The 20,471-nt window shown below is 73.2% G+C and carries 15 protein-coding genes; 4 read left to right on the top strand and 11 right to left on the bottom strand.

Going from position 1 to position 20,471, the window contains the following annotated elements:
* Positions 1-86 precede the first annotated feature (86 nt).
* Both ACIRPH_RS16095 and ilvD read left to right on the top strand, forming a co-directional pair.
* Entirely contained in the window at positions 87-890 is an 804-nt protein-coding gene (locus tag ACIRPH_RS16095) for a nuclease-related domain-containing protein (protein WP_402914704.1), read from the top strand.
* Between the two features lie 275 nt (positions 891-1,165).
* A complete protein-coding gene (ilvD, locus tag ACIRPH_RS16090; RefSeq protein ID WP_402914701.1) occupies positions 1,166-3,028 on the top strand; it encodes a dihydroxy-acid dehydratase in 1,863 nt (620 codons plus the stop codon).
* Between the two features lie 138 nt (positions 3,029-3,166).
* Here the strand turns inward: ilvD and ACIRPH_RS16085 are convergent, their stop codons facing one another.
* Both ACIRPH_RS16085 and ACIRPH_RS16080 read right to left on the bottom strand, forming a co-directional pair.
* Complete coding sequence (locus tag ACIRPH_RS16085; protein WP_402914699.1) at positions 3,167-3,373, bottom strand: zinc ribbon domain-containing protein; 207 nt, start codon at positions 3,371-3,373, stop codon at positions 3,167-3,169.
* Between the two features lie 274 nt (positions 3,374-3,647).
* Complete coding sequence (locus ACIRPH_RS16080; RefSeq protein ID WP_267950275.1) at positions 3,648-4,148, bottom strand: HNH endonuclease; 501 nt, start codon at positions 4,146-4,148, stop codon at positions 3,648-3,650.
* A 375-nt stretch (positions 4,149-4,523) separates the two neighbouring features.
* Between ACIRPH_RS16080 and ACIRPH_RS16075 the strand changes: the two genes are divergently transcribed.
* Complete coding sequence (locus ACIRPH_RS16075; protein WP_402914697.1) at positions 4,524-6,617, top strand: prolyl oligopeptidase family protein; 2,094 nt, start codon at positions 4,524-4,526, stop codon at positions 6,615-6,617.
* 136 nt (positions 6,618-6,753) lie between these two features.
* Positions 6,754-7,194 (top strand): thioesterase family protein, encoded by a 441-nt coding sequence (locus tag ACIRPH_RS16070; protein ID WP_267948569.1) that lies wholly within the window; start codon positions 6,754-6,756, stop codon positions 7,192-7,194.
* A gap of 68 nt (positions 7,195-7,262) precedes the next feature.
* On the opposite strand, the gene ACIRPH_RS16065 is transcribed toward ACIRPH_RS16070, so the two are convergent.
* From ACIRPH_RS16065 to fabI, 9 genes are all read right to left on the bottom strand, one after another.
* Entirely contained in the window at positions 7,263-7,835 is a 573-nt protein-coding gene (locus tag ACIRPH_RS16065) for a GNAT family N-acetyltransferase (RefSeq protein ID WP_402914693.1), read from the bottom strand.
* Positions 7,836-7,965: 130 nt separating this feature from the next.
* A complete protein-coding gene (locus ACIRPH_RS16060) occupies positions 7,966-8,484 on the bottom strand; it encodes a globin (protein WP_267948567.1) in 519 nt (172 codons plus the stop codon).
* Between the two features lie 141 nt (positions 8,485-8,625).
* Positions 8,626-10,290: an energy-dependent translational throttle protein EttA gene (gene ettA, locus ACIRPH_RS16055; protein WP_344184342.1), complete on the bottom strand. Its 1,665-nt coding sequence runs from the start codon at positions 10,288-10,290 to the stop codon at positions 8,626-8,628.
* Between the two features lie 186 nt (positions 10,291-10,476).
* A complete protein-coding gene (locus ACIRPH_RS16050; protein ID WP_402914689.1) occupies positions 10,477-11,682 on the bottom strand; it encodes a DUF4192 family protein in 1,206 nt (401 codons plus the stop codon).
* An 85-nt stretch (positions 11,683-11,767) separates the two neighbouring features.
* Complete coding sequence (locus ACIRPH_RS16045) at positions 11,768-13,150, bottom strand: GGDEF domain-containing protein (RefSeq protein ID WP_402914687.1); 1,383 nt, start codon at positions 13,148-13,150, stop codon at positions 11,768-11,770.
* Between the two features lie 563 nt (positions 13,151-13,713).
* Entirely contained in the window at positions 13,714-16,236 is a 2,523-nt protein-coding gene (locus tag ACIRPH_RS16040) for a GTPase (protein ID WP_402914685.1), read from the bottom strand.
* Positions 16,233-18,131 (bottom strand): dynamin family protein, encoded by a 1,899-nt coding sequence (locus ACIRPH_RS16035; protein ID WP_402914682.1) that lies wholly within the window; start codon positions 18,129-18,131, stop codon positions 16,233-16,235. Before ACIRPH_RS16035 ends, ACIRPH_RS16040 begins: the two co-directional genes overlap by 4 nt.
* 72 nt (positions 18,132-18,203) lie before the next feature.
* Positions 18,204-19,460 carry a uroporphyrinogen-III C-methyltransferase gene (gene cobA / locus ACIRPH_RS16030; protein WP_402914679.1) on the bottom strand — a complete coding sequence of 419 codons (1,257 nt, stop codon included), beginning with the start codon at positions 19,458-19,460 and terminating at the stop codon, positions 18,204-18,206.
* 224 nt (positions 19,461-19,684) lie between these two features.
* Positions 19,685-20,458 carry an enoyl-ACP reductase FabI gene (gene fabI, locus ACIRPH_RS16025; protein WP_402914676.1) on the bottom strand — a complete coding sequence of 258 codons (774 nt, stop codon included), beginning with the start codon at positions 20,456-20,458 and terminating at the stop codon, positions 19,685-19,687.
* Between the last annotated feature and the right edge of the window lie 13 nt (positions 20,459-20,471).

Here is a 20,471-nt window from a genome sequence, read left to right as displayed (position 1 = left end):
ACCTGTCGACACCGAACCGTAAGGGAACAAAAGTGTGAGAAGTAATGCACTAGGACTCGGATATGGATCCAACTAACCTGTCCGACGTGGAATCGGCAACCAGAGCGAACGACCAGGGCCAAGCCCCCCGGGAAGCGGCGAAGGAGGGGCCCGAGACCCTCTTCTTCCCCAATCAGCGCAAGAACAAGGAAGCCTCCGGCACCAGAGCCGTGTACGGCGCCCTCAAGGAGAACCAGTCCGCGCGCAAGTGGATCGTGCGCGGGGGCGCCGCGGCCGCGGTCACCGTGGTCTTCGGGCTCCTCACCTCCGACTGGCGCCTCGGCGCCACGCTCGGGCTCCTGACCCTGGTCGGCACGATGGTGTACTACTCCCGGCGCGAGTCGGAGATCCCCCATTGGCGCAAGCCCTCGGCCGCGCAGCGGCGCACCGAGGTCCAGCTCAAGGTCATGAAGCAGCTCGGCTACCGGGTGCTCCACGCCCGCGCCGTGCCGGGCGGCAACGGGCAGATCGACCACTTCATCGTGGGCCGGCGCGGAGCCTTCGCGATCGACTCCGAGTCGTGGGACAAGCGCCTCCCGCTGCGCAACAAGCTGGAGAAGCTCTACCACGGCAGGTTCAGCAAGAACGAGCGCATCGACGAGGCGCTGGAGGAGGCCAAGCGGGCGGAGGAGCTGATCAGCACCGAGCTCGGGCGCGAGATCAAGGTGCGCGCCTCGCTGGCCATCTACGGCCCCGGCATGCCCTGGGACAGCCACCGGCTGCGGGGCGTGGACATCATCACCGGCACGAAGGTCCGCAAGTGGCTGCGCAGCGGCCGGGACCGACTGACCGAGACCGAGATCGAGGAGATCTACAGGGCCGCGGAGAAGGCCCTGCCCCCCCGGTACTGAACGGGGGCGCCTCCCCTCGGCGCCCCGACACCCCCTGACGCCGTGCGGGCCCGGGACGGACCACGACGCCGTGGCGCCCGGGCCCCCGCGTGCCCGGACCGGCCCCCGCGGAGCCGCCCCCCGGCCCCGGGCCTCCCCCTCCGGCCCGCCCTCCCGCGCGCGGGACCAGGCTCGTCTCACGATCCGGAACACGAGTCTTCCACTCCGAGACCGAAGCCGCTCTCACGAGGGACTACCATCGAAGGGAAACACCCGTAACGATGGGAGCCCACCCCATGCCAGCCCTACGCTCACGCACGGTCACTCACGGCAGGAACATGGCAGGCGCGCGTGCGCTCATGCGCGCGACCGGTGTAGAGCGCGAGGACTTCGGCAAGCCCATCGTGGCCGTGGCCAACAGCTTCACCGAGTTCGTGCCCGGCCACGTCCACCTGCGCGAGGTCGCGGACGTGGTCGCCAAGGCGATCCGCGAGGCGGGCGGCGTGCCCCGCGAGTTCAACTCCATCGCCGTGGACGACGGCATCGCCATGGGCCACGGCGGCATGCTGTACTCGCTGCCCAGCCGCGAGCTGATCGCCGACTCCCTGGAGTACATGGTCAACGCCCACTGCGCCGACGCCCTGGTGTGCGTGTCCAACTGCGACAAGATCACCCCCGGCATGCTGCTGGCCGCGCTGCGCCTCAACATCCCGACGGTGTTCGTCTCCGGCGGGCCCATGGAGGCCGGCAAGGTCACGGTCGTCGACGGCACCGCCACGACCGTCCGCAAGCTCGACCTGATCAACCCCATGATCGCCGCCGCCGACGAGAGCGTCTCCCAGGCGGAGCTGGACGAGCTGGAGGAGGCCGCCTGCCCCACCTGCGGCTCCTGCTCCGGCATGTTCACCGCGAACTCGATGAACTGCCTCACCGAGGCGATGGGCCTGGCCCTGCCCGGCAACGGCACCGTGCTCGCCACCCACACCGCGCGCCGCGCCCTGTACGAGGACGCCGGACGGCTGGTCGTGGAGGCCGCCAAGCGCTACTACGAGGACGACGACGAGTCCGTCCTGCCCCTGTCCATCGCGACCCCCGCGGCGTTCGGCAACGCGATGGCCCTGGACGTGGCCATGGGCGGCTCCACCAACACGATCCTTCACCTGCTGGCCGCCGCCACCGAGGCCGGCGTCGGGTTCGGCCTGAACGAGATCGACGCGGTCTCCCGGCGGGTCCCGTGCCTGTGCAAGGTCGCGCCCAACACCGAGAAGTACCACATCGAGGACGTCCACCGGGCGGGCGGCATCCCCTCCATCCTGGGCGAACTCGCCCGCGGCGGGCTGCTCGACACCTCCCTGCCCACGGTGCACGGCAAGACCGTCGGCGAGTTCATCGCCGAGTGGGACATCACCTCCGACACCGTCCTGCCGGAGGCCGTGGAGCTGTTCCACGCCGCCCCCGGGGGCCGGCGCACCACCAAGGCGTACTCCCAGGACACCCGGTGGGACACCCTGGACACCGACCGGGAGAACGGCTGCATCCGCTCCGTCGAGCACGCCTACACCAAGGACGGCGGCCTGGCCGTGCTGTTCGGCAACCTGGCCCCGGACGGCGCCATCGTCAAGACGGCGGGCGTGGAGGAGGAGCTGTGGACCTTCTCCGGCCCCGCCAAGGTGTTCGAGTCCCAGGAGGACGCCGTCGACGGCATCCTCAACAAGCGGATCGTGCCCGGTGACGTGGTGGTCATCCGCTACGAGGGCCCCAAGGGCGGTCCGGGCATGCAGGAGATGCTGTACCCGACGAGCTTCCTCAAGGGCCGCGGCCTGGGCAAGGCCTGCGCCCTGATCACGGACGGACGCTTCTCCGGCGGCACGTCGGGCCTGTCCATCGGCCACGCCTCCCCCGAGGCCGCTGCGGGCGGGGACATCGCCCTGGTCGAGGACGGCGACACCGTGACGATCGACATCCCCAACCGGGGCATCTCCCTGGAGGTCTCCGACGAGGAGCTCGCCACCCGGCGCGAGCGCCTGCTCAAGGAGCTGGGCCGGTTCCGGCCCCGGGACCGTCAGCGGCCGGTGACGGCCGCGCTGCGCGCCTACGCGGCGATGGCCACCTCGGCCTCGACCGGCGCCGCGCGCGACGTGTCCCAGATCGAGGGGTAGGGACCGGACCCGGTCCGGGAGCAGTGCGCAGGGGCGGCCCCGCCGGGGCCGCCCCTGCTCGCGCATCCCCGTCCGTGACGCCGCGGCGGGCGGGTCGGCCGCCCCGGCCCCGCGGGCACGGGGCCGGGGCGTGCGGGCTCAGGAGCAGCAGCCGCCCCCGCAACAGCCCCCGCCCCCGGAGGGCGCGGGGGCGGACGCCCGTCCGCCCACCGCCACGGTGGACAGCAGCCGCACGGTGTCGCCGTGCCCCAGGGGGCAGGAGGCCGGGTCGCCCGCCTCGGCCATCGGACGGGAGAGCTCGAAGGTGTCACCGCACTCGCGGCAGCGGAAGTCGTATCTCGGCATGCCGCCAGAATACGGCTGCCGCGCCCTCGCGTCACCGCCCGCCCCTTCGCCGGACGGGCGCCTTCGGCGACCGCCGCGGCCCGTCCCCGCCGGGCGGGACCGGCGGGGACGGGCCGTGCCCGGAGGCGCCCCCGGGGACGCGCGGCCGCCCCCCGGCCGCCCGTGGGGGCGGCGCCGGAGGGCGGAAGGGCGGCGGGGGCCGGGTGGGACGCCCGGTTCCGGCCCCGCCGAACCGCTGGAGCCCGTTCGCCGGCCCGTGCGTCCGGCCGGACGCCTACGCCGCGAGGTGGGCCATGTACGGCTCCCACTGGGGGTCGCCGTGCAGGTCGCCGTTGATCAGCCGCCAGTGGGGGCCCTTGGGCACCTTGGGGGTGATGTGCAGCTCCCAGCCGAGCTCGTCCAGGAACTTGTCCGCCTTGCGGTGGTTGCACGGCTTGCAGGCCGCGACCACGTTCTCCCACACGTGCGCGCCGCCGCGGCTGCGCGGGATGACGTGGTCGATGGTCTCGGCCTTCTTCCCGCAGTAGCCGCACACGTGCCTGTCCCGTCTCATCAGCGCCACCCGGGTGAGGGGCACCCTGCGACTGTACGGAACGCTGATGTAGCGCCTGAGCCGGATGACCGACGGCACGTCGTAGGAGCGCGTCGCCGAGTGCAGCACCGTCCCCGTGTCGTCCTGATGGACGACTTCCGCCTTCTCCCGCAGGACGAGGAGGATCGCCCTGCGCAGGGGCAGTGTCGTCAGTGGTTCGAAGCTGGCGTTGAGCAGCAGCACGTGGCGGCGGGCGGTCCCTGTGCCACCCTCCCGGCCGCTTCGGGCGCTCATCGCGTCGCCCCGGTCGCGGTGAACGACCGTGTCTCTTCCCCGGCCAGCCGTTCGGCCAGCCAGGAGACCTCCCTGTGCACCGATCCGAGGATCGGTGTTTCCGTACGCCTTGCCACACGGACCTCCCGGTGGTCCCGCCGAGTTGCGTCCCGCATTCAGTTTGCGTGTTGGGACCGCCCCGGCGCCACCCCAATTTACGCCGGGCCGCCCAGAAACCGCGTGATGACGCTTTTCGTGGTCCTATTGTGCGCCCGACAAACCCCGTTTCATCCTGACGCCGCGCCGAACACCCGGGGGTTGATAGCGATGGATAGAGTGCGAAGTATGCGTGAACTCCGCTACCCCCCGGCCGAACGGCTCGACGTCCTGGAAAACCTGCACGGCCACGAGGTCGGCGACCCCTACCGATGGTTGGAGGACGGCGGATCCACCGCCACGAAGGCGTGGGCGGCGGCCCAGGACGCCCTGTACGCCGAGGCCTCCGAGCACTACACCGCGCGCGACCGGTTCGCCGAAGGGGTCCGGTCCCTCCTCGGCGCGGGAGCCGTCGGAGCCCCCGTCTGGCGCGGCGACCGCAGCTTCTTCGTCCGCCGGACCGCCGAGCAGGAGCACGCGGTGCTCTACGTCCGCGACGGCGACGGGCCCGAGCGCGTCCTGGTCGACCCCGGCGCACTCGACCCCGGGGGCCTGACCACCCTGGACGCGTGGAAGCCCGGCCCCGACGGGCGCCTGCTCGCCTACCAGCTCTCCGAGGGCGGGGACGAGGAGTCCGTCCTGCGGGTCGTGGACGTCGACAGCGGCGACCTGGTGGACGGCCCCGTCGACCGGGCCCGCTACAGCCCGATCGCGTGGCTGCCGGACTCCTCCGCCTTCTACTACGTGCGGCGGCTGCCCCCGGAGGAGGTCCCCGACGGGGAGGAGGCCTACCACCGGCGCGTCTACCTGCACCGGCTGGGGCGCCCGGCCGAGGAGGACGTCCTCGTCTTCGGCTCCGGCAGGGACAAGACGGAGTACTTCAGCCCCTCCGTGAGCCGCGACGGCCGCTGGCTGATCCTCCAGGCGGTCCGGGGGACATCCTCGGCCACCGACATGTGGATCGCCGACCTGTCCGACGGGGACCTGGAGCGCCCCCGCCTGGTGCCCGTCCAGGAGGGCGTCGACGCCGACCTGGAGGGGCACGTGGGCCGGGACGGACGCCTGTACCTGCGGACGGACCGGGACGCCCCGCGCGGGCGCGTGTGCGTGACCGATCCGGCCGACCCCCGTTACGAGAACTGGACCACCCTGGTCCCCGAGGAGCCCGAGGCGGTGCTGGAGGACTACGCCGTCCTGGACGGCCCCGCCCTCGAACGCCCCGAGCTCCTGGTCTCCCACAGCCGCCACTCGATCAGCGAGGTCACCCAGCGCGACCTGCTCACCGGGGAGCTCCTCGGCGTCGTGGACATGCCCGGGCTGGGCACGGTCGGCGGCCTCTCGGAACGCCCCGAGGGCGGCCACGAGGCCTGGTTCGGCTACACCGACAACACCCACCCGTCCTCGGTGTACCGCTACGACGCGCTCGCCGGACGGGTGTCCGTGTGGGCCGACGCCCCGGGGGACATCGACCTGCCGGACGTGAAGGTCGAACAGGTCACCTACACGTCCGGCGACGGCACCCCCGTGCGCATGCTCGTCGTGTCGCCCTCCGCCCCCGCCGGGGGCCCGCGGCCCACCATCCTCTACGGGTACGGGGGCTTCCGGATCTCCCTCACCCCCGCCTACTCCGCGGTGGCCCTGGCCTGGGCCCGCGCGGGCGGCGTGTACGTCGTCGCCAACCTGCGCGGCGGCCTGGAGGAGGGCGAGGAGTGGCACCGCTCGGGGATGCTGGCCCACAAGCAGAACGTCTTCGACGACTGCGCGGCCGCGGCCGAGCACCTGATCGCCACCGGGGTCACCGCCCCGGACCGGCTGGCCGTGATGGGCGGCAGCAACGGCGGGCTGCTGGTCGGCGCCATGGTCACCCAGCGGCCGGACCTGTTCGCGGCCGCGGTCTGCTCGGCGCCCCTCCTGGACATGGTCCGCTACGAGAGGTTCGGCCTCGGACAGCTGTGGAACGTCGAGTACGGCACCGCGGACGACCCCGAGCAGCTCGGATGGCTCCTGGACTACTCGCCCTACCACAACGTCCGCGAAGGCACCCGCTATCCGGCCACCCTGTTCACCGTGTTCGACAACGACACGCGCGTGGACCCCCTGCACGCCCGCAAACTGTGCGCGGCGATGCAGGAGGCCACGTCCGCCCCGGCGGGGGAACGGCCCGTCCTGCTGCGCAGGGAGGCCGAGGTCGGCCACAGCTCGCGTTCGGTGAGCCGCAGTGTGTCACTGAACTCCGAACAGCTGGCCTTCCTCGCCCACCACCTGGGCCTCTCCGTGGACTGACGCCCTCCTCCGGCGGGTCCGGGAGAGCAACGACACAGGAATCGAGGACCCGGGAAGGGGGCCCGCCCCGGGGGGCGTTGAGACAATCGGAGGAGTCGTACGCCCCCCGGGGAGAGCAGCACGAGAGGACCCAGACGTGACACAGATCGACGCCGGAGCCGTCGGCACCGGGTCGGCCCCCGCGCGGCACGTGCACCTCGCACAGGTCCGCTACGCCGACCTCGACCCTCAGCACCACGTGAACAACGTCCGGATGCTCACCTACCTGGAGGACGCCCGGGTCTCGTTCCTGCGCTACGGCGGCGCGGTCGAGGGCGACGAGGTGTTCGGGGCCATGGTCGTGGCCCGTCAGGAGGCGGACTACGTGGCCCCCCTGCTCCCCCGGACCGACCCGGTGCGCGTGGAACTGTGGGTGACCGAGGTGCGCAACGCCAGTTTCACCCTCGCCTACGAGATCCTGGACGACGACCGCGTGTACCTGCGCGCGAAGACCGTGCTGGTGGGCTTCGACGTGGCCACGCAGAGCGCCCGCCGGCTCGACGCCACCGAGCGCGCCTTCCTCGCCGCCTACGCCTAGGACGTGTTCCGCGGGTCGTTCCGGGCCCGCGTCCGCCGAGCCCGCCGCAAGCACCCGCGGACCACGCCCTAGCCCCGGTCCGCGGCGCCGTCGGCGATGCGGTACAGCACGTTCGGGCGCAGGGGCCCCTCGGGCGCCCGCGGGTCGTCGAAGTCGCCCTCCGGGTCCCGGCTCATGCCGATCCTGCGCATCACCGCCTGTGAGCGGATGTTCGTGACCGTGGCCACGGCGAGGATCTCGGGGAGGGCGAGGGTGCCGAAGCCGTAGGCCAGGACCGCCTGCGCGGCCTCGGTGGCATAGCCCCGCCCCCAGGCCGGCCGGGCGAGCCTCCAGCCGATCTCCGTCCCGCCGAAGGGCAGGCCCTCCTCCACCCGGTCCAGGCCCGCGGACCCGACGAAGTCGCCCGTGTCCCGCTCCTCGACCGCCCACCAGCCGTAGCCCCGCAGGTCGAACCCGGCCCGGAACCGGGCGACGGAGGCATCGCTCTGATCGCGGGTCAGCGGCTCGCCCAGGTGCTCCCGGACCTCGGGATCGGCGTTCACGGCCGCCCAGGGTTCGAGGTCGCGCTCCTGCCAGCGCCGGAGGAGCAGGCGGTCGGTACGCAGTTCGGTCCTGCTGACCCACGCGGTCCCTGGCCTCAAGACAGCACCCTCTTCCCCGGTCCGGCTCCGCCGAGCGGGGAGCCCGCACGGGCCGGACGCGCCGGCGCCGGGCCCGTGCGGCCGCGGCTCCGTCCGACGGGCTCCCGGACGGCGCGTCCGGGGCTCCCCCTCACTTCAGGGAGATGGTAACGGCATCGCCGTCGTCGCCCTCGTCATCGGAGGCCACCGACACGCGTGTCGGACGGGGGACCTCCGGGGGGACGGCGTCCTCCTGGACGTTGACCATGCTGTGCGCGGCCATGACCATGTACTCCCACAGCTGGCGCTCCAGCGCCTCGTGCAGGTCGAGGGAGTCCACGGCGGCGCGCATGTGCTTGAGCCACAGGTCGCGCTCGGCGGCGCCGATGCGGAACGGCACGTGCCGCATCCGCAGGCGGGGGTGGCCGCGCTGCTCGTTGTAGGTGCGCGGGCCGCCCCAGTACTGGATGAGGAACAGGCGCAGGCGCTCCTCGGCCGGGCCGAGGTCCTCCTCCGGATACATGGGGCGGAGCACAGGGTCGTCGGCCACGCCCTCGTAGAAACGGCGAACCAGGCGGGTGAAGGTCTCCTCACCGCCCACGGCCTCGTAGAACGTCATTCGCACGGGCTGCTCGCCCACGCTCTGCTGGTCATCACGCGCGGAAGTCATCGGGTCCAGGGTACGCGACGTTCTCCGGACCCCCCGTGGGTCCCGGCGCCGGGGAATATCCGCGCGTGCACCGCTGCGGAAACGCCCGCGGGGGCACCGGTCCTCCGGTGCCCCCGCGGGCGCGTGCCCGGCCCCGCGACGCTAGTCGCGGGTGAGCTTGCGGTGGGTCACGGCGTGCGGACGTGCGGCGTCCGGGCCCAGGCGCTCGATCTTGTTCTTCTCGTAGGACTCGAAGTTGCCCTCGAACCAGAACCAGTTGGCGTCGCCCTCCCACGCGAGGATGTGCGTGGCGACGCGGTCGAGGAACCAGCGGTCGTGGGACGTGATCACGGCGCAGCCGGGGAAGTCCAGCAGCGCGTTCTCCAGGGAGCCGAGGGTCTCCACGTCCAGGTCGTTCGTGGGCTCGTCCAGGAGCAGCAGGTTGCCGCCCTGCTTGAGGGTGAGCGCCAGGTTGACCCGGTTGCGCTCGCCGCCCGAGAGCACCCCGGACTGCTTCTGCTGGTCGGAGCCCTTGAAGCCGAAGGCGGCGACGTAGGCGCGGCTCGGGATCTCGACCTTGCCGACCGTGATGAACGTTTCGCCGTCGGAGATCGTCTCCCAGACGTTCTTGCTGTCGTCGATGCGGCCCCGGTACTGGTCGACGTAGGAGATCTCCACCGTGTCGCCGACGGTGATCTTGCCCTGGTCGGGGGTCTCCTCGCCGACGATCATCTTGAACAGGGTCGTCTTGCCGACACCGTTGGGACCGATGACGCCGACGATGCCGTTGGGCGGCAGGGAGAAGCTGAGGTTCTCGATGAGGACGCGGTCGTCGAAGCCCTTGGTGAGGTTCTTGACCTCGACCACGGTGTTGCCCAGACGGGGGCCCGGCGGGATCTGGATCTCCTCGAAGTCCAGCTTGCGGGTCTTGTCGGCCTCCGCCGCCATCTCCTCGTAGCGGGCCAGACGGGACTTGCTCTTGGTCTGGCGGGCCTTGGCGTTGGAGCGGACCCACTCCAGCTCGTCCTTGAGGCGCTTGGCCTTCTTGGCGTCCTTCTGCCCCTCGACCTTCAGGCGGGCCTGCTTGGTCTCCAGGTAGGTGGAGTAGTTGCCCTCGTAGGGGTAGAACTGGCCGCGGTCCAGCTCCAGGATCCACGTGGCGACGTGGTCGAGGAAGTACCTGTCGTGTGTGATCGCGATGATGGTGCCGGGGTACTTGGCCAGGTGCTGCTCCAACCAGTTCACGCTCTCGGCGTCGAGGTGGTTGGTGGGCTCGTCGAGCAGGAGGAGGTCGGGCTGCTCGAGGAGGAGCTTGCACAGGGCGACCCGGCGCTTCTCGCCACCCGAGAGCTGGGTGACGGAGGCGTCCCCGGGCGGGCAGCGCAGGGCGTCCATCGCCTGCTCCAGCTGGCTGTCCAGGTCCCAGGCGTTGCGGTGGTCGAGCTGCTCCTGGAGCTTGCCCATCTCCTCGAGCAGGTCGTCGGAGTAGTCCGTCGCCATCTGCTCGGCGATCTCGTTGAAGCGGGTCAGCATCGCCTTGGTCTCGGCGACGCCGTCCTCGACGTTCTCCAGGACCGTCTTGTCCGCGTCGAGCCGGGGCTCCTGCGCGAGCAGCCCGACGCTGAACCCGGGCATGAGCCGCGCCTCGCCGTTGGACGGCTGTTCGATGCCGGCCATGATCTTCAGAAGCGTCGACTTACCCGAGCCGTTGGGGCCCACGACGCCGATCTTGGCTCCGGGCAGGAACGACCCCGAAACATTGTCAAGGACGACCTTGTCGCCGTGCGCTTTGCGCACGTTGTTCATGGTGAAAATGTACTCCGGCATGCCTCCAAGCCTAGGGCGTCGCAGCCCATGCCCCCGCCATCGGAGCGCGCCCGGGATCCCCGGCGGGGACGGAGCCCGGGGCCGACCGGGCCCGCCCCCTCCGGGACCCGCACGGCGACCGGGGCCCGCACGGCGACGGGGGCGCGCCGCCCCGGGTCTCCCCCGGGCACGCCCCCGTCCCCGAGGTCAGTCCTGCGCCGGGTTCCTCCCCCTGCTCAACCAGCGGGGCGTGAACTCCCGCCAGCGCTCCACCGGCAGCCCCCAGGCCAGGGCGCGGCTCATGAGCGCGGCCATGGAGTAGCCGGGGTCCGCGGTGAGGGCGACGTCCAAGGCCGCCGCCGCGAGCGCCTCGTCGCCGCGCTGCCACGCGGCGACGGCGAGCAGGGAGGCGGGGGCGGCCCTGAGCTCCGCGGGCAGGCAGCGGGTGGCCCGGCTCCACAGCGCCTGGTGGACGGGGGCCGCCTCGGCGGTGATCCTCGCCCACACCTCGTCCCGCACGCCGGTCCCGGTCAGGTGCACGCCCAGCCGGGCCAGCCCGTCCGGATCGGTGACCGCCCGCCCCTCGTGCTCGGCCCGGACCGCCGCCAGGACCTCGGTGAGCCCCCGGTCGGGGGGCGCGCCGCCCCCCGACCGCGCCGCGCGGGTCCGCGCACGGTCGGCGGCGGCCTCCATCGCGGCCCGCTCCTCCCCGTGGACGGGGGCGAGGAGCGCGCGTATGCGGGCGATGTCGGCCATGGTCGCGTGGAACGGCGGCGCGGGCACGATCCCGTGCAGGACCGCGCTCGCCGGGACGGTGGATCCGTCGACGTCGACGACCGTGCCCTCGGCCGGGCAGCACCCGGCCGATCCGCAGGTGTAGGACCAGTACCGGCCGCCGGTGACCCGGATGGCGTCGACGACGGCGAGGCCGTGTGTCCGGGCGGAGGCGAGGAGGGCGTCGACGTAGGGGGTCACCCGCCCGGGCGGCCCGTACGCGACGACGGCCAGGGCCGTGCAGCCCTCGGAGGCCGCCGCGGCGGCGGGGGCCGCGGCCCGCCCCGCCGGGTCGGGGGCGCCGTCCATCCTGTCCAGATCGCCGCAGTACACGGAGTGCACGCAGCGGTCCCTGATGGCGAGGACCACGATCCCGGGGTCGGGCGGCTCCCCCACCAGGTACGGGAGCGTGGCGATGATGTCGGTCGGGTTGGTCAGCGTGAGGGCGCCGGGGGAGGCGCCGGACGTGGGGGCGCCACCGGGCGGTCGCGGCCCGGGCGCCGGGTCCGGGCCCCCGCGCGGGGAGCGGGCCGCGGCCGGGGCGCCGGGGTGCCCCGGCCGGTCCGGCCGCTCGGGCGGACGGGCGGGGTCCTGGGGGTCGTGGGGGTCGCGCGGGTGGTGCGGCTGGTCGAGGTGCATGTCTTCACGGTGCGTGATCACCCGGTCGCGGACAAGGGGCTTCCGGAACCTGTGGACGACCGCGCGTTCTCCGTGGGACCGCGGCTCAGGTGACCTCTCTGGGATCGGTGGGTTCCGCGGGCCCGCCGCGGTCGGTCAGCTCCGCCTCGCGCGGGCCGGGGATCGTGCCGCCGACGCCGGGGCGCCCCGCGGGCAGGCACACGCGGTTGCGGCCGGTCTCCTTGGCCCGGTAGAGCGCGAGATCGGCCGCGGTGAGCAGTTCGACCAGGTCGTTGCCGTGGTCTCCGATGACCGCCACCCCGATCGAGATGGTGATGCGCACCGGGACGCCGTCGACCGCGATCTCCATGCCCCCCACCTGCGTGCGCAGGCGTTCGGCCGCGCGCCAGGCCTCGGTGGTGTCGGACCCGGGCAGCAGCACCACGAACTCCTCGCCCCCGAACCTCCCGAGCAGGTCGGACTGGCGCAGCTGCTGGGCGATGGTGGTGGCCACCCCCAGGAGGACCTGGTCCCCGAACAGGTGGCCGTGGCTGTCGTTGACCCGCTTGAAGTGGTCGATGTCGACGATGAGCACGGCGGCGCGCCCCCGGGAGGAGCGGGCCCTGGCGATCTCGATCGACGCCTCCTGCTCCCAGGTGGGCGCGTTGAGCAGCCCCGTCTTGGGGTCGGTCCGCGCGGCCATCTGCAACTGCTGGTAGAGGAGGCTGCGCTGGAGGAGGAGAACCGGGGGGACCGCGATGACCAGGAGGAAGAGGGACAGCTGGGCGAGGATGGCGACCGTGACGCCGACACATAATTCGACGGCGTCCACGATGAGCGCCTCGCGGTCCCACATGGGGCGCAGGCTGTTGCCCGGGCCGCTGCTGATCCTCGCGGCCAGGGCGACGAGGAGGGTGTTGAGGACGGTGAACCCCGCGCAGCACAGCACCGCCACGAGCACGCCGGGCCCCGTGGTGAGGGGCTCGCCGGACTCGACGACGCCGCCCAGGCCGCCGACGAGGTCGTCCCCCCACACGCCGTGCCAGACCACCGACACCAGGAACCCCGAGAGCCCCACCGAGGTCGCGTTGAACACCCGGCGGTGCACCAGGGTGCGCCTCGTGCGCTGCTGGACCATCAGGTACACGGGGATGGGGATGAGCAGGGAGTACACCGGCGGGAGGAGGAGCACGACCGGGAACCACCAGGCCCCCAGCAGGTCGCGGTTGAACCCGGCGGGCGTGGGCGTGCCCAGCCGGCGGCTCCCCTCGACCGAGATCGCCGCGCCGGCGACCAGCGCGGTGAAGGTGACCAGGTCCTTCAGTGAGAACACGGTCAGGGCGAACGCCACGCCGAACAGGAACAGCGCGGCGACCAGGAGCAGGCACATGTAGACGATCAGGCCCTGGGGCTCCTGGAGGACCGGCCACGAGGACCGGCCCCCGGGGGCACGGCCGACCGGCGCCGCCGGTTTCTCCGAGATGCTCACGGCTCCCGCCTCCCTTCTGTGTCACGCTCTGCCATTCATCCCCCACACCCGACTCTGATGGGTCCGCCGCCTCCTGCGGTTCTCCGTTCGACGGGGTGGATTCGCCCCGCGTTCCCCTACCATGCCACTCGGTGACGACGGCCGGGTAGCCGAACGCCCGAAGACCGCTCGCCGGGCGGGCCCACTCGACACCCCAACACTTTACATCACTTTGGGTAATAACTTAATCGCTTATTGTATTGAGAGTCGCGAGGCCCCTGTTCCGGGGTGTGCGGAGACCCAGGGGGGTTGGTCGTGCACCGGTTCTGGGGCATTCTTCTGTGGGGCGCGGCGTCAGCCGCTCCGGCACGGACCGCCGACCTCCCGGGGGCCCGGCCGATTCCGCCTCGGCAGCACTCGACACGAAGGAGCACTCACCATGGCGATCGACGGCGCGAGCTGGGTCTGATACCCACGCCTACGCAACACACCCGGGGGCGGGCGGCATGATGCCGCCCGCCCCCGGGCCCGTGGTCCGGCGGGCGGACGCGGTCGCGCCGACCGTGCCGTCACCGGTCGTCCGCTCAGGTCCCGGCCGCGGCCACCTCGTAGGCGGAGCGGAACGCCCTGTACCTCGCCAGCTCGGCCTCCATCGGCTCCACCACCCGCAGCGCGGTGATCTCGCGGACCCGGCCCAGGGCCTTGCGCTCCACGTCCTCGCGGCGCTGGACCGCCGCCACCTCGACGAGGTTGCCGCAGCCCACGCCGGTCAGCCAGCCGACCAGCAGCGCCGCGACCACCAGCGCGCCCGAGTAGGCGGCGAAGACCGGGTCGTCGAACATCGCCAGGCCGGTGATACCGCCGCCGAGCCAGCTGAGCACGGAGACGACCGTCCAGGCCAGACCGATGCCGACCGCGGTGAGCAGGACGAACTGCGCGGTGCGGGCGAGCTTCCACCACCCGGGGCTCAGATCCGGGTCGCCGACGGCCGCCGAGACGGCCTCTCCCAGCTCGGCCGGGAGTTCGGGCACCGCGCTGCGCGCGGCGGTGCGCATCCGGCGCCGCCAGGGCGCGGGCATGCCCTCGGAGACGGTGTCGGCCGCCTCCCCGAGGACGGTCTCCAACTCGGCCACGTGCGCGTCGACGGGGCCCCGGACGCCGTTCTCGCTGTCGCGGCGCAGGAAGTCGAGCTGCACGGCGGCCAGGGGGTCCTTGCGGAGCCTGGCCGCGCGGCGCGCCACGGGCCAGCCGACCTTGCGCTTGCCGCGCCTGACGTCGTTGGTCTCGGTGACGTCGGCGACGGCGGTCACCCCCGCCGCGCCCGCCAGCCCCTCCTGGATCCGGGTCCGCACGTCGGCGGGGACCGTCCCGGGGACGTCCCCCTCGCCGTGGAAGTCGGCGAAGGGCTCGACGACCTGGTCCAGGTCGGCGACCAGGCGGTCCACCAGCGCGCGGCGCTCGCGCACCGTCTCCGCGAGGAACTCGCGCACGTCGCGGACGCCCTGGCCGGTGACCGTGGACGTGGTGATGACGCGCGGGTGCACGCCGGACTCCGACTCCAGCAGGCGGCGCAGGTCGGTGAGCAGCTCCTCCAGCTCGTCGGGTTCCACCTTGTCCACCTGGTTGAGGACGGCGACGGTGACCGCCCCGTGGCCGGCCATCCTGGCCAGGTAGCGGTGGTGGACGGCGGCGTCGGCGTACTTCTGCGGGTCCAGGACCCACACCAGCAGGTCGACCGAGCCGATCAGCCGGTCGGCCTCGGCGGTGTGCACGCTGCGCACGGAGTCGTGGTCGGGCAGGTCGAGCAGGACCAGTCCGGTCAGCTCCGAGTTGCCGGCGTCCAGGACGCTGGAACGCGAGTGCCGGTAGCGGTTGGGGACGCCCAGCCAGCTCAGGAGGGCGTCGGCCCCCTCGTGCCCCCACACGCAGGCGTGCGCCTTGGAGGTGGTGGGCCGGGTGACGCCGATCTGCGAGAGTTCGAGTCCGCACAGGGCGTTGAACAGGGAGGACTTGCCGCTGCCGGTGCCGCCGGCGAGCGCGACGACGGTGTGCTCGGCGGACAGCCTCAGCCGGGCTCCGGCGTGGTCGAGCAGCTGGGCCGCCCGGGCGGTGATCTCCTGGGGCAGGTCGCCCTGGCCCAGCTCGGTCAGCGTGGACAGTGCGTCCAGGCGCTCGATGAGCTCGGCCCTGCTCGTCGACGGGGTGGCCTCCCAGTCGTCGTGGGTGGTGGGGCGGTACTCCTCCTCGTCCTCCTCCCCGGCGCCGCCCGCCGGCTCGGGCGCGGTGTCGGGGCCGATCGCGCGGAAGGCTCCGGAGACCGCCGAGGGCCCGGGGACGCGGCGCGGCAGCGGTTCGGGCTCCTCCGGCTCCGGGGCGACGGACGCGTCCGGGGAGGGCGGGCCGCCGTCCCCCGCGGTGTCGTCCTCCCGGTCGGCGGGCGTCCCGGCGCCGGGGGGCTCCTCCTGCGCCGCGCCGCGGCGGGCGCGGGCGGGTTCGCCGGTCCCGCCTCCGGAGGCCGCGCGCTGTCCCACGATCGGGAAGGCGCCGGTGGTGCGCCCGGCGATACGGGTGTCGTCGGCGGCCTCGGCGAGGCTCCCCACCCACCCGGCGAGCCCGTCGGGGTCCTCCGGGGTGATGTCGTCCGGGTCGGCGTCGAGCGCCTCCCCCTCCGGTCGGGCGCTCCTGTCGGGCCGGGGAGGACCGTCCCCCCCGGGCGCCGCGGAGTTCCTGGCGTGCCGCCCCGAGCGCCGCGGAGGCGCCTCCTGGGGCCCGGGCCCGCCAGGGGCCCCGCCTTCCTCGTCCTGCGCGTTTCCGGCGCGCTCGGGGGCCTCCCTCGGCGCGGCGGCGCCGGACGGGTCCGGGTAGCCGGCGATGCCGTCGTAGGAGGGTTCCTCCGTACCGTCCTCCGAGGGGTCGGCGTGATCGGGGTGCTCGGGAACGGGCATGGTGTACCCGCGCCACGGCCCTCCTGCGGACCGCACCGGTTCGTCCTGCGGGGCGTGCCCGCGGGCGCCGGGGCGTCCGCTCTCGCGGTCCTCGGCCTCGGCGCGGCCGTCGGCCGCGCCGTAGTCCCCTTGCGCCTGCGCGGGGTTCCACTGAGTCGTCATCGTGCTATCTCAAGGTTGTACGTGGCCTGATAGAGCTGGACGGCGCTGTCCTCGGAGGGGATCCCGGCCGACGCGAGCGCGCTGTCGAAGGGCACTCGCTCGCGATCGAGCAGCCCGAGGACGCGCCGGCGCAGGTTGTCCCGTGCGGTTTCGCCAATGCTTCGCAGTGACTGGGCGCCGAACAGCCCCTTGAGCAGGCGCTGCGGAGAGGGGCCGGAGGCGTCGGCCGCGTGTGCGCCGCCTCCGGATCGGGACCGCTCGTAGCCGAGCAGGTCGATGATCAGGACCAGGGCGACGATGTCGCGGTCGAAGGTGACGAACCGGGCCACGGAGCGCTTGGTGGCCCCGCTGACCGTGGTCATCCCGGCCACGTCGTCCTGCCACTCGGCGATCTCCTGGCGGATCTGCTGTGACAGCAGGCCGGTGCCGGGCTGGTCCAGGGCCTTGCCCGCGAGGTCCCCGCCGCCGGGCACCTCGCGCCACTTCTGTTCGATCTCGTCGGAGGCGTGCTCGCAGGCGGAGACCACCATGGCCTCCAGCGCGTCGCGGAGCGCGCGCTCCAGGGCGCTCACCCGCTGGCCGCGCTCGGCCTGCTCGGCTCGACCGCTCCGGCGGGTGCGCCTGCCGCGCATGCGCAGGCTCTTGGCCAGCTCGCCGCTCGCGGCGACCTCCTGCCAGCGCGCGAGCAGCGACCCGCGCAGGAGGGACCCGTCGACCAGGCCCGTGTCCACCCGGCGGCGGGCGCCCGCGTAGGCGTCGTCCACCACCGTGGAGAGCGTGCGCCCGGTCTCGATCTGGGCCTCCACCTGGCGCGCGAGTTCGGGCACGCGGGTGCGGAAGCTGTCGATGACGCCGATGAACGTGCGCCGGGAGACCCGGTCCCGCTGCTCGGCCTCCCCCGCCACCTCGGCGAGGTAGTCGCGGATGTGGTCGGCGACGTTGGCGGTGAAGCGCTCCCCCCTCACCTGGTCGGTCTCGGGGATCGCGAACCTGGCGGCGCCGCCCAGCCCGTTGGCCTCCAGCATCGCCCCGAAGTGGTCGAGGAGCCGACGGCGGCCGCGGCGCGGCACCCGGGAGAGCACGACGGCCAGCGAGGTGTCGCGGTCGCGCGCCACCTGGAGGAACTCCCACACACGGGCGTCCGCGTAGCGGGTGCTCGTGGTGACGAACACCCACAGGTCCGCGGCGTCCAGGAACTTGGCGGCGAACTCGTGGTGGGCGGCGACGGCGGAGTCGACGTCGGGGGTGTCCAGCAGGGCCACGCCCGGGGGCATGGCCTCGGTGGCGGCGAGCACCAGCATGCCGTCCTTGCCCGGCATCGCCAGGCCCTGCTGGCGCACACGCGGCAGGGACGGGATGAACGAGGCCTCGCTGAACCAGTCGACGTCGGCGGGGTTGCAGGCCAGGACCGGGCTGTTGGTGGTCGGGCGGCGCACCCCGGTGGTGGTGACCTGTTCGCCGACGAGGCTGTTGACCAGGGTCGACTTGCCCGCACCGGTGGACCCCGCGACCGCGATCAGCAGGGGGATGTCGGGGCGGCGGACCCGGGGCAGGACGTAGTCGGACAGCTGGGCCAGGACGTCGGCCTGGAGGGTGCGGCCCTCCTCGGCGTTGGGCAGCCCCTCGGCGAACTCCAGGTCGCGGATCTGCTTGCGCAGCTCTTCCAGGACCTGGTCGAAACGGTTGTCGTCGGGTGCGGGGGCGCGGTGCTTGGCCGGTCCCGCGGGAACGGGGACCGTGGGGCCCCTGCGTGCCTCGGCGATGCCCTGGGGGTCTGCCCCGGGCACGGCCGCGGAACCCTCGGCGGTCTGGTCTGAGGTGGCGGCCGGTCCGGTTCCGAACCGGTCCGAGGCACCGTCACCCGTGGTGTCCGGTGCGGCCGACGGCCGGGTCATGATCGGTATGCCCTCCTCATCGGTACTGGCGGTCCCCCACCGGGCGGGCGACGAACGCCGTCGGCGAGGGCCTCACTGGGGATCGCGCCCGGTCGCCAGCCGATGGGACTCGAGCTGGGTTCCCGTGTGCAGTATGTCAAGATCCCGCGCTGTTTTGACCACTTCTCCGATGATCACCACCGCGGGCGGCCGCACTTCGGCCGAACGGACCGCGGCGGCGATGGTGGCCAGCGTACCCGTCACCGTTCGCTGCCCCGGCAGAGTGGCCTCCTGTACGACGGCGACGGGCGTGTCGGCGGGGCGGCCGTGGGCGACGAGGGCCTCGGCGATCTCCCGGATGCGCTCGACCCCCATGAGGACGATGACGGTGCCGCCCGCCGCGGCCAGGCCCTTCCAGTCGACCGTCGACCGGCTGTCGCCCGGGGGGACGTGCGCGGAGACGATGTGCACGTCCTGCGCGACACCGCGGTGGGTGGCGGGGATCCCGGCGCTCGCGGGGGCGGCCAGGGCGCTGGTGACCCCGGGCACGGCGATGACGGGGATCCCGGCCGCCGCGCAGGCGGCGGCCTCCTCGCCCCCCCGCCCGAACAGGAAGGAGTCGCCGCCCTTGAGCCGGACCACGAACTTCCCCTGAGCGGCCCGGGTGACCAGGACCTCGTTGATGTCCTCCTGGCTCATGGACCGGCCGTAGGGGATCTTGGCGGCGTCGACGATCTCCACGTCGGCCGGCAGCCGGTCCAGGAGGGAGGTCGGGGCGAGCCGGTCGACGACCACGACGTCGGCCTGGGAGAGCAGTTGCCGGCCCCGGACCGTGATCAGGCCGGGGTCGCCGGGCCCCCCTCCGACCAGCGCGACGCCGCGCAGGGGCTCGCGTCCGCGCCGGGCGTCGAGGGTGCCGTCGGCGAGGCCCTCCGTGATCGCGTCGCGCAGCCCGGCCGACCTGCGGGGGTCCCCCGAGGCGACGACGCCGACGGTGATGCCGTTCGCCGTGCCGCTGGCGGGGGTCCAGGCCGAGGACGCGTGGCGGTCGTCGGCGCGCACGCACCACACCCGGGCGTCCTCCGCCTCCTCCGCGACGGCGGCGTTGACCGCCGGATCGTCCGTGGCGGCGTGGACGAGCCAGTACGCGGGCGCCTCCGGGCCGGCGACGTCGCCCGGGGCGTAGGGCCTGCGGAGCCAGGTGAGGTGTCCGGCGGCGGCCAGGTCCTCCAGCGCCGCGGACGCCTCGGGGGCCAGCAGGGTCACCCGGGCGCCCGCCTCGACCAGCACGGGGATCCGGCGCTGGGCGACTCTGCCGCCCCCGACGACGAGCACGTCCCGGCCTCGCATGCGCAAACCAAGGAGATAGGTCACGGAAAGCGCCCCTTCGGTCGTCCGTACCGGCCCCCGGCGACGACGGCGGGGTGCTGGCGGGAAGGTGCGCCAGCCGCCGGCGATGTGCGGCGATTGCTCCGGCTCACCTTGTCAAAGCGGTGTTACGCATTGGTAAACCCTCGCGCTCCGGGGATGTGAGCCGCCACGCACCGCCCGGTGCGCCCCGCGCCGTCCGGCGCTCAGGCGAGGGGCGCGCCCATGGCGTGGTACCCGCCGTCGACGTGCATGACCGTCCCCGTGATGGCCCGCGCGGCCGGGGACATGAGGAACAGGGCGGGACCGGCGACCACGGAGGCGTCCTTGGTGTCCCAGCCCAGCGGGGCGTTGTCGCCCCAGGAGTCGGCGATCTGGGAGAACCCGGGGATGGAGCCCCCGGCCAGGGACTTGATCGGACCCGCCGAGATGGCGTTGACCCGGATGCCGTCGCCGCCGAGGTCGCGGGCCAGGTACTTCGTGCTGTTCTCCAGGACGGCCTTGGCGGAGCCCATCCAGTCGTAGACGGGCCAGGCGACGCTCGCGTCGAAGGTCAGGGAGACCACTCCGGAGCCGTCGGGGGCGGCCGCCATCAGCTCGCGGAACCCGACGGCGAGGGCCTTGAGCGAGAACCCGGAGACGTGGACCGCGGTGGCGACGTCCTCCCAGGCGGTGTTGAGGAAGTTGCCGCCCAGCGCGGACTCGGGGGCGTAGGCGATGGCGTGCAGGACGCCGTCCACGTGGTCCCAGTGCTCGGCCACGGCCTTCGCGGTGGCGCTGATCTGCTCGGGGTCGGTGACGTCCATGGGAAGGACGTCGACGGGCTCGGAGGGCAGCCGCTTGGCGACCCGTTCCAGGATCGACAGGGGCCGCCCCGGCGGGTTGGTGAGGATCACCGAGTGCCCCTGGCGCATGGCCTCCTCCGTGATCGCGTACGCGATGGAGGACTGGGTGGTGATTCCGGTGATGAGCAAGTTCACGACGTCTCCCTGG

The organism is Nocardiopsis sp. NPDC101807 (assembly GCF_044766605.1).
GTDB lineage: Bacteria > Actinomycetota > Actinomycetes > Streptosporangiales > Streptosporangiaceae > Nocardiopsis > Nocardiopsis tropica.
The sequence above is the reverse complement of the archived record's forward strand: the minus strand, read 5'-3'. Positions and strand labels throughout refer to the sequence as shown.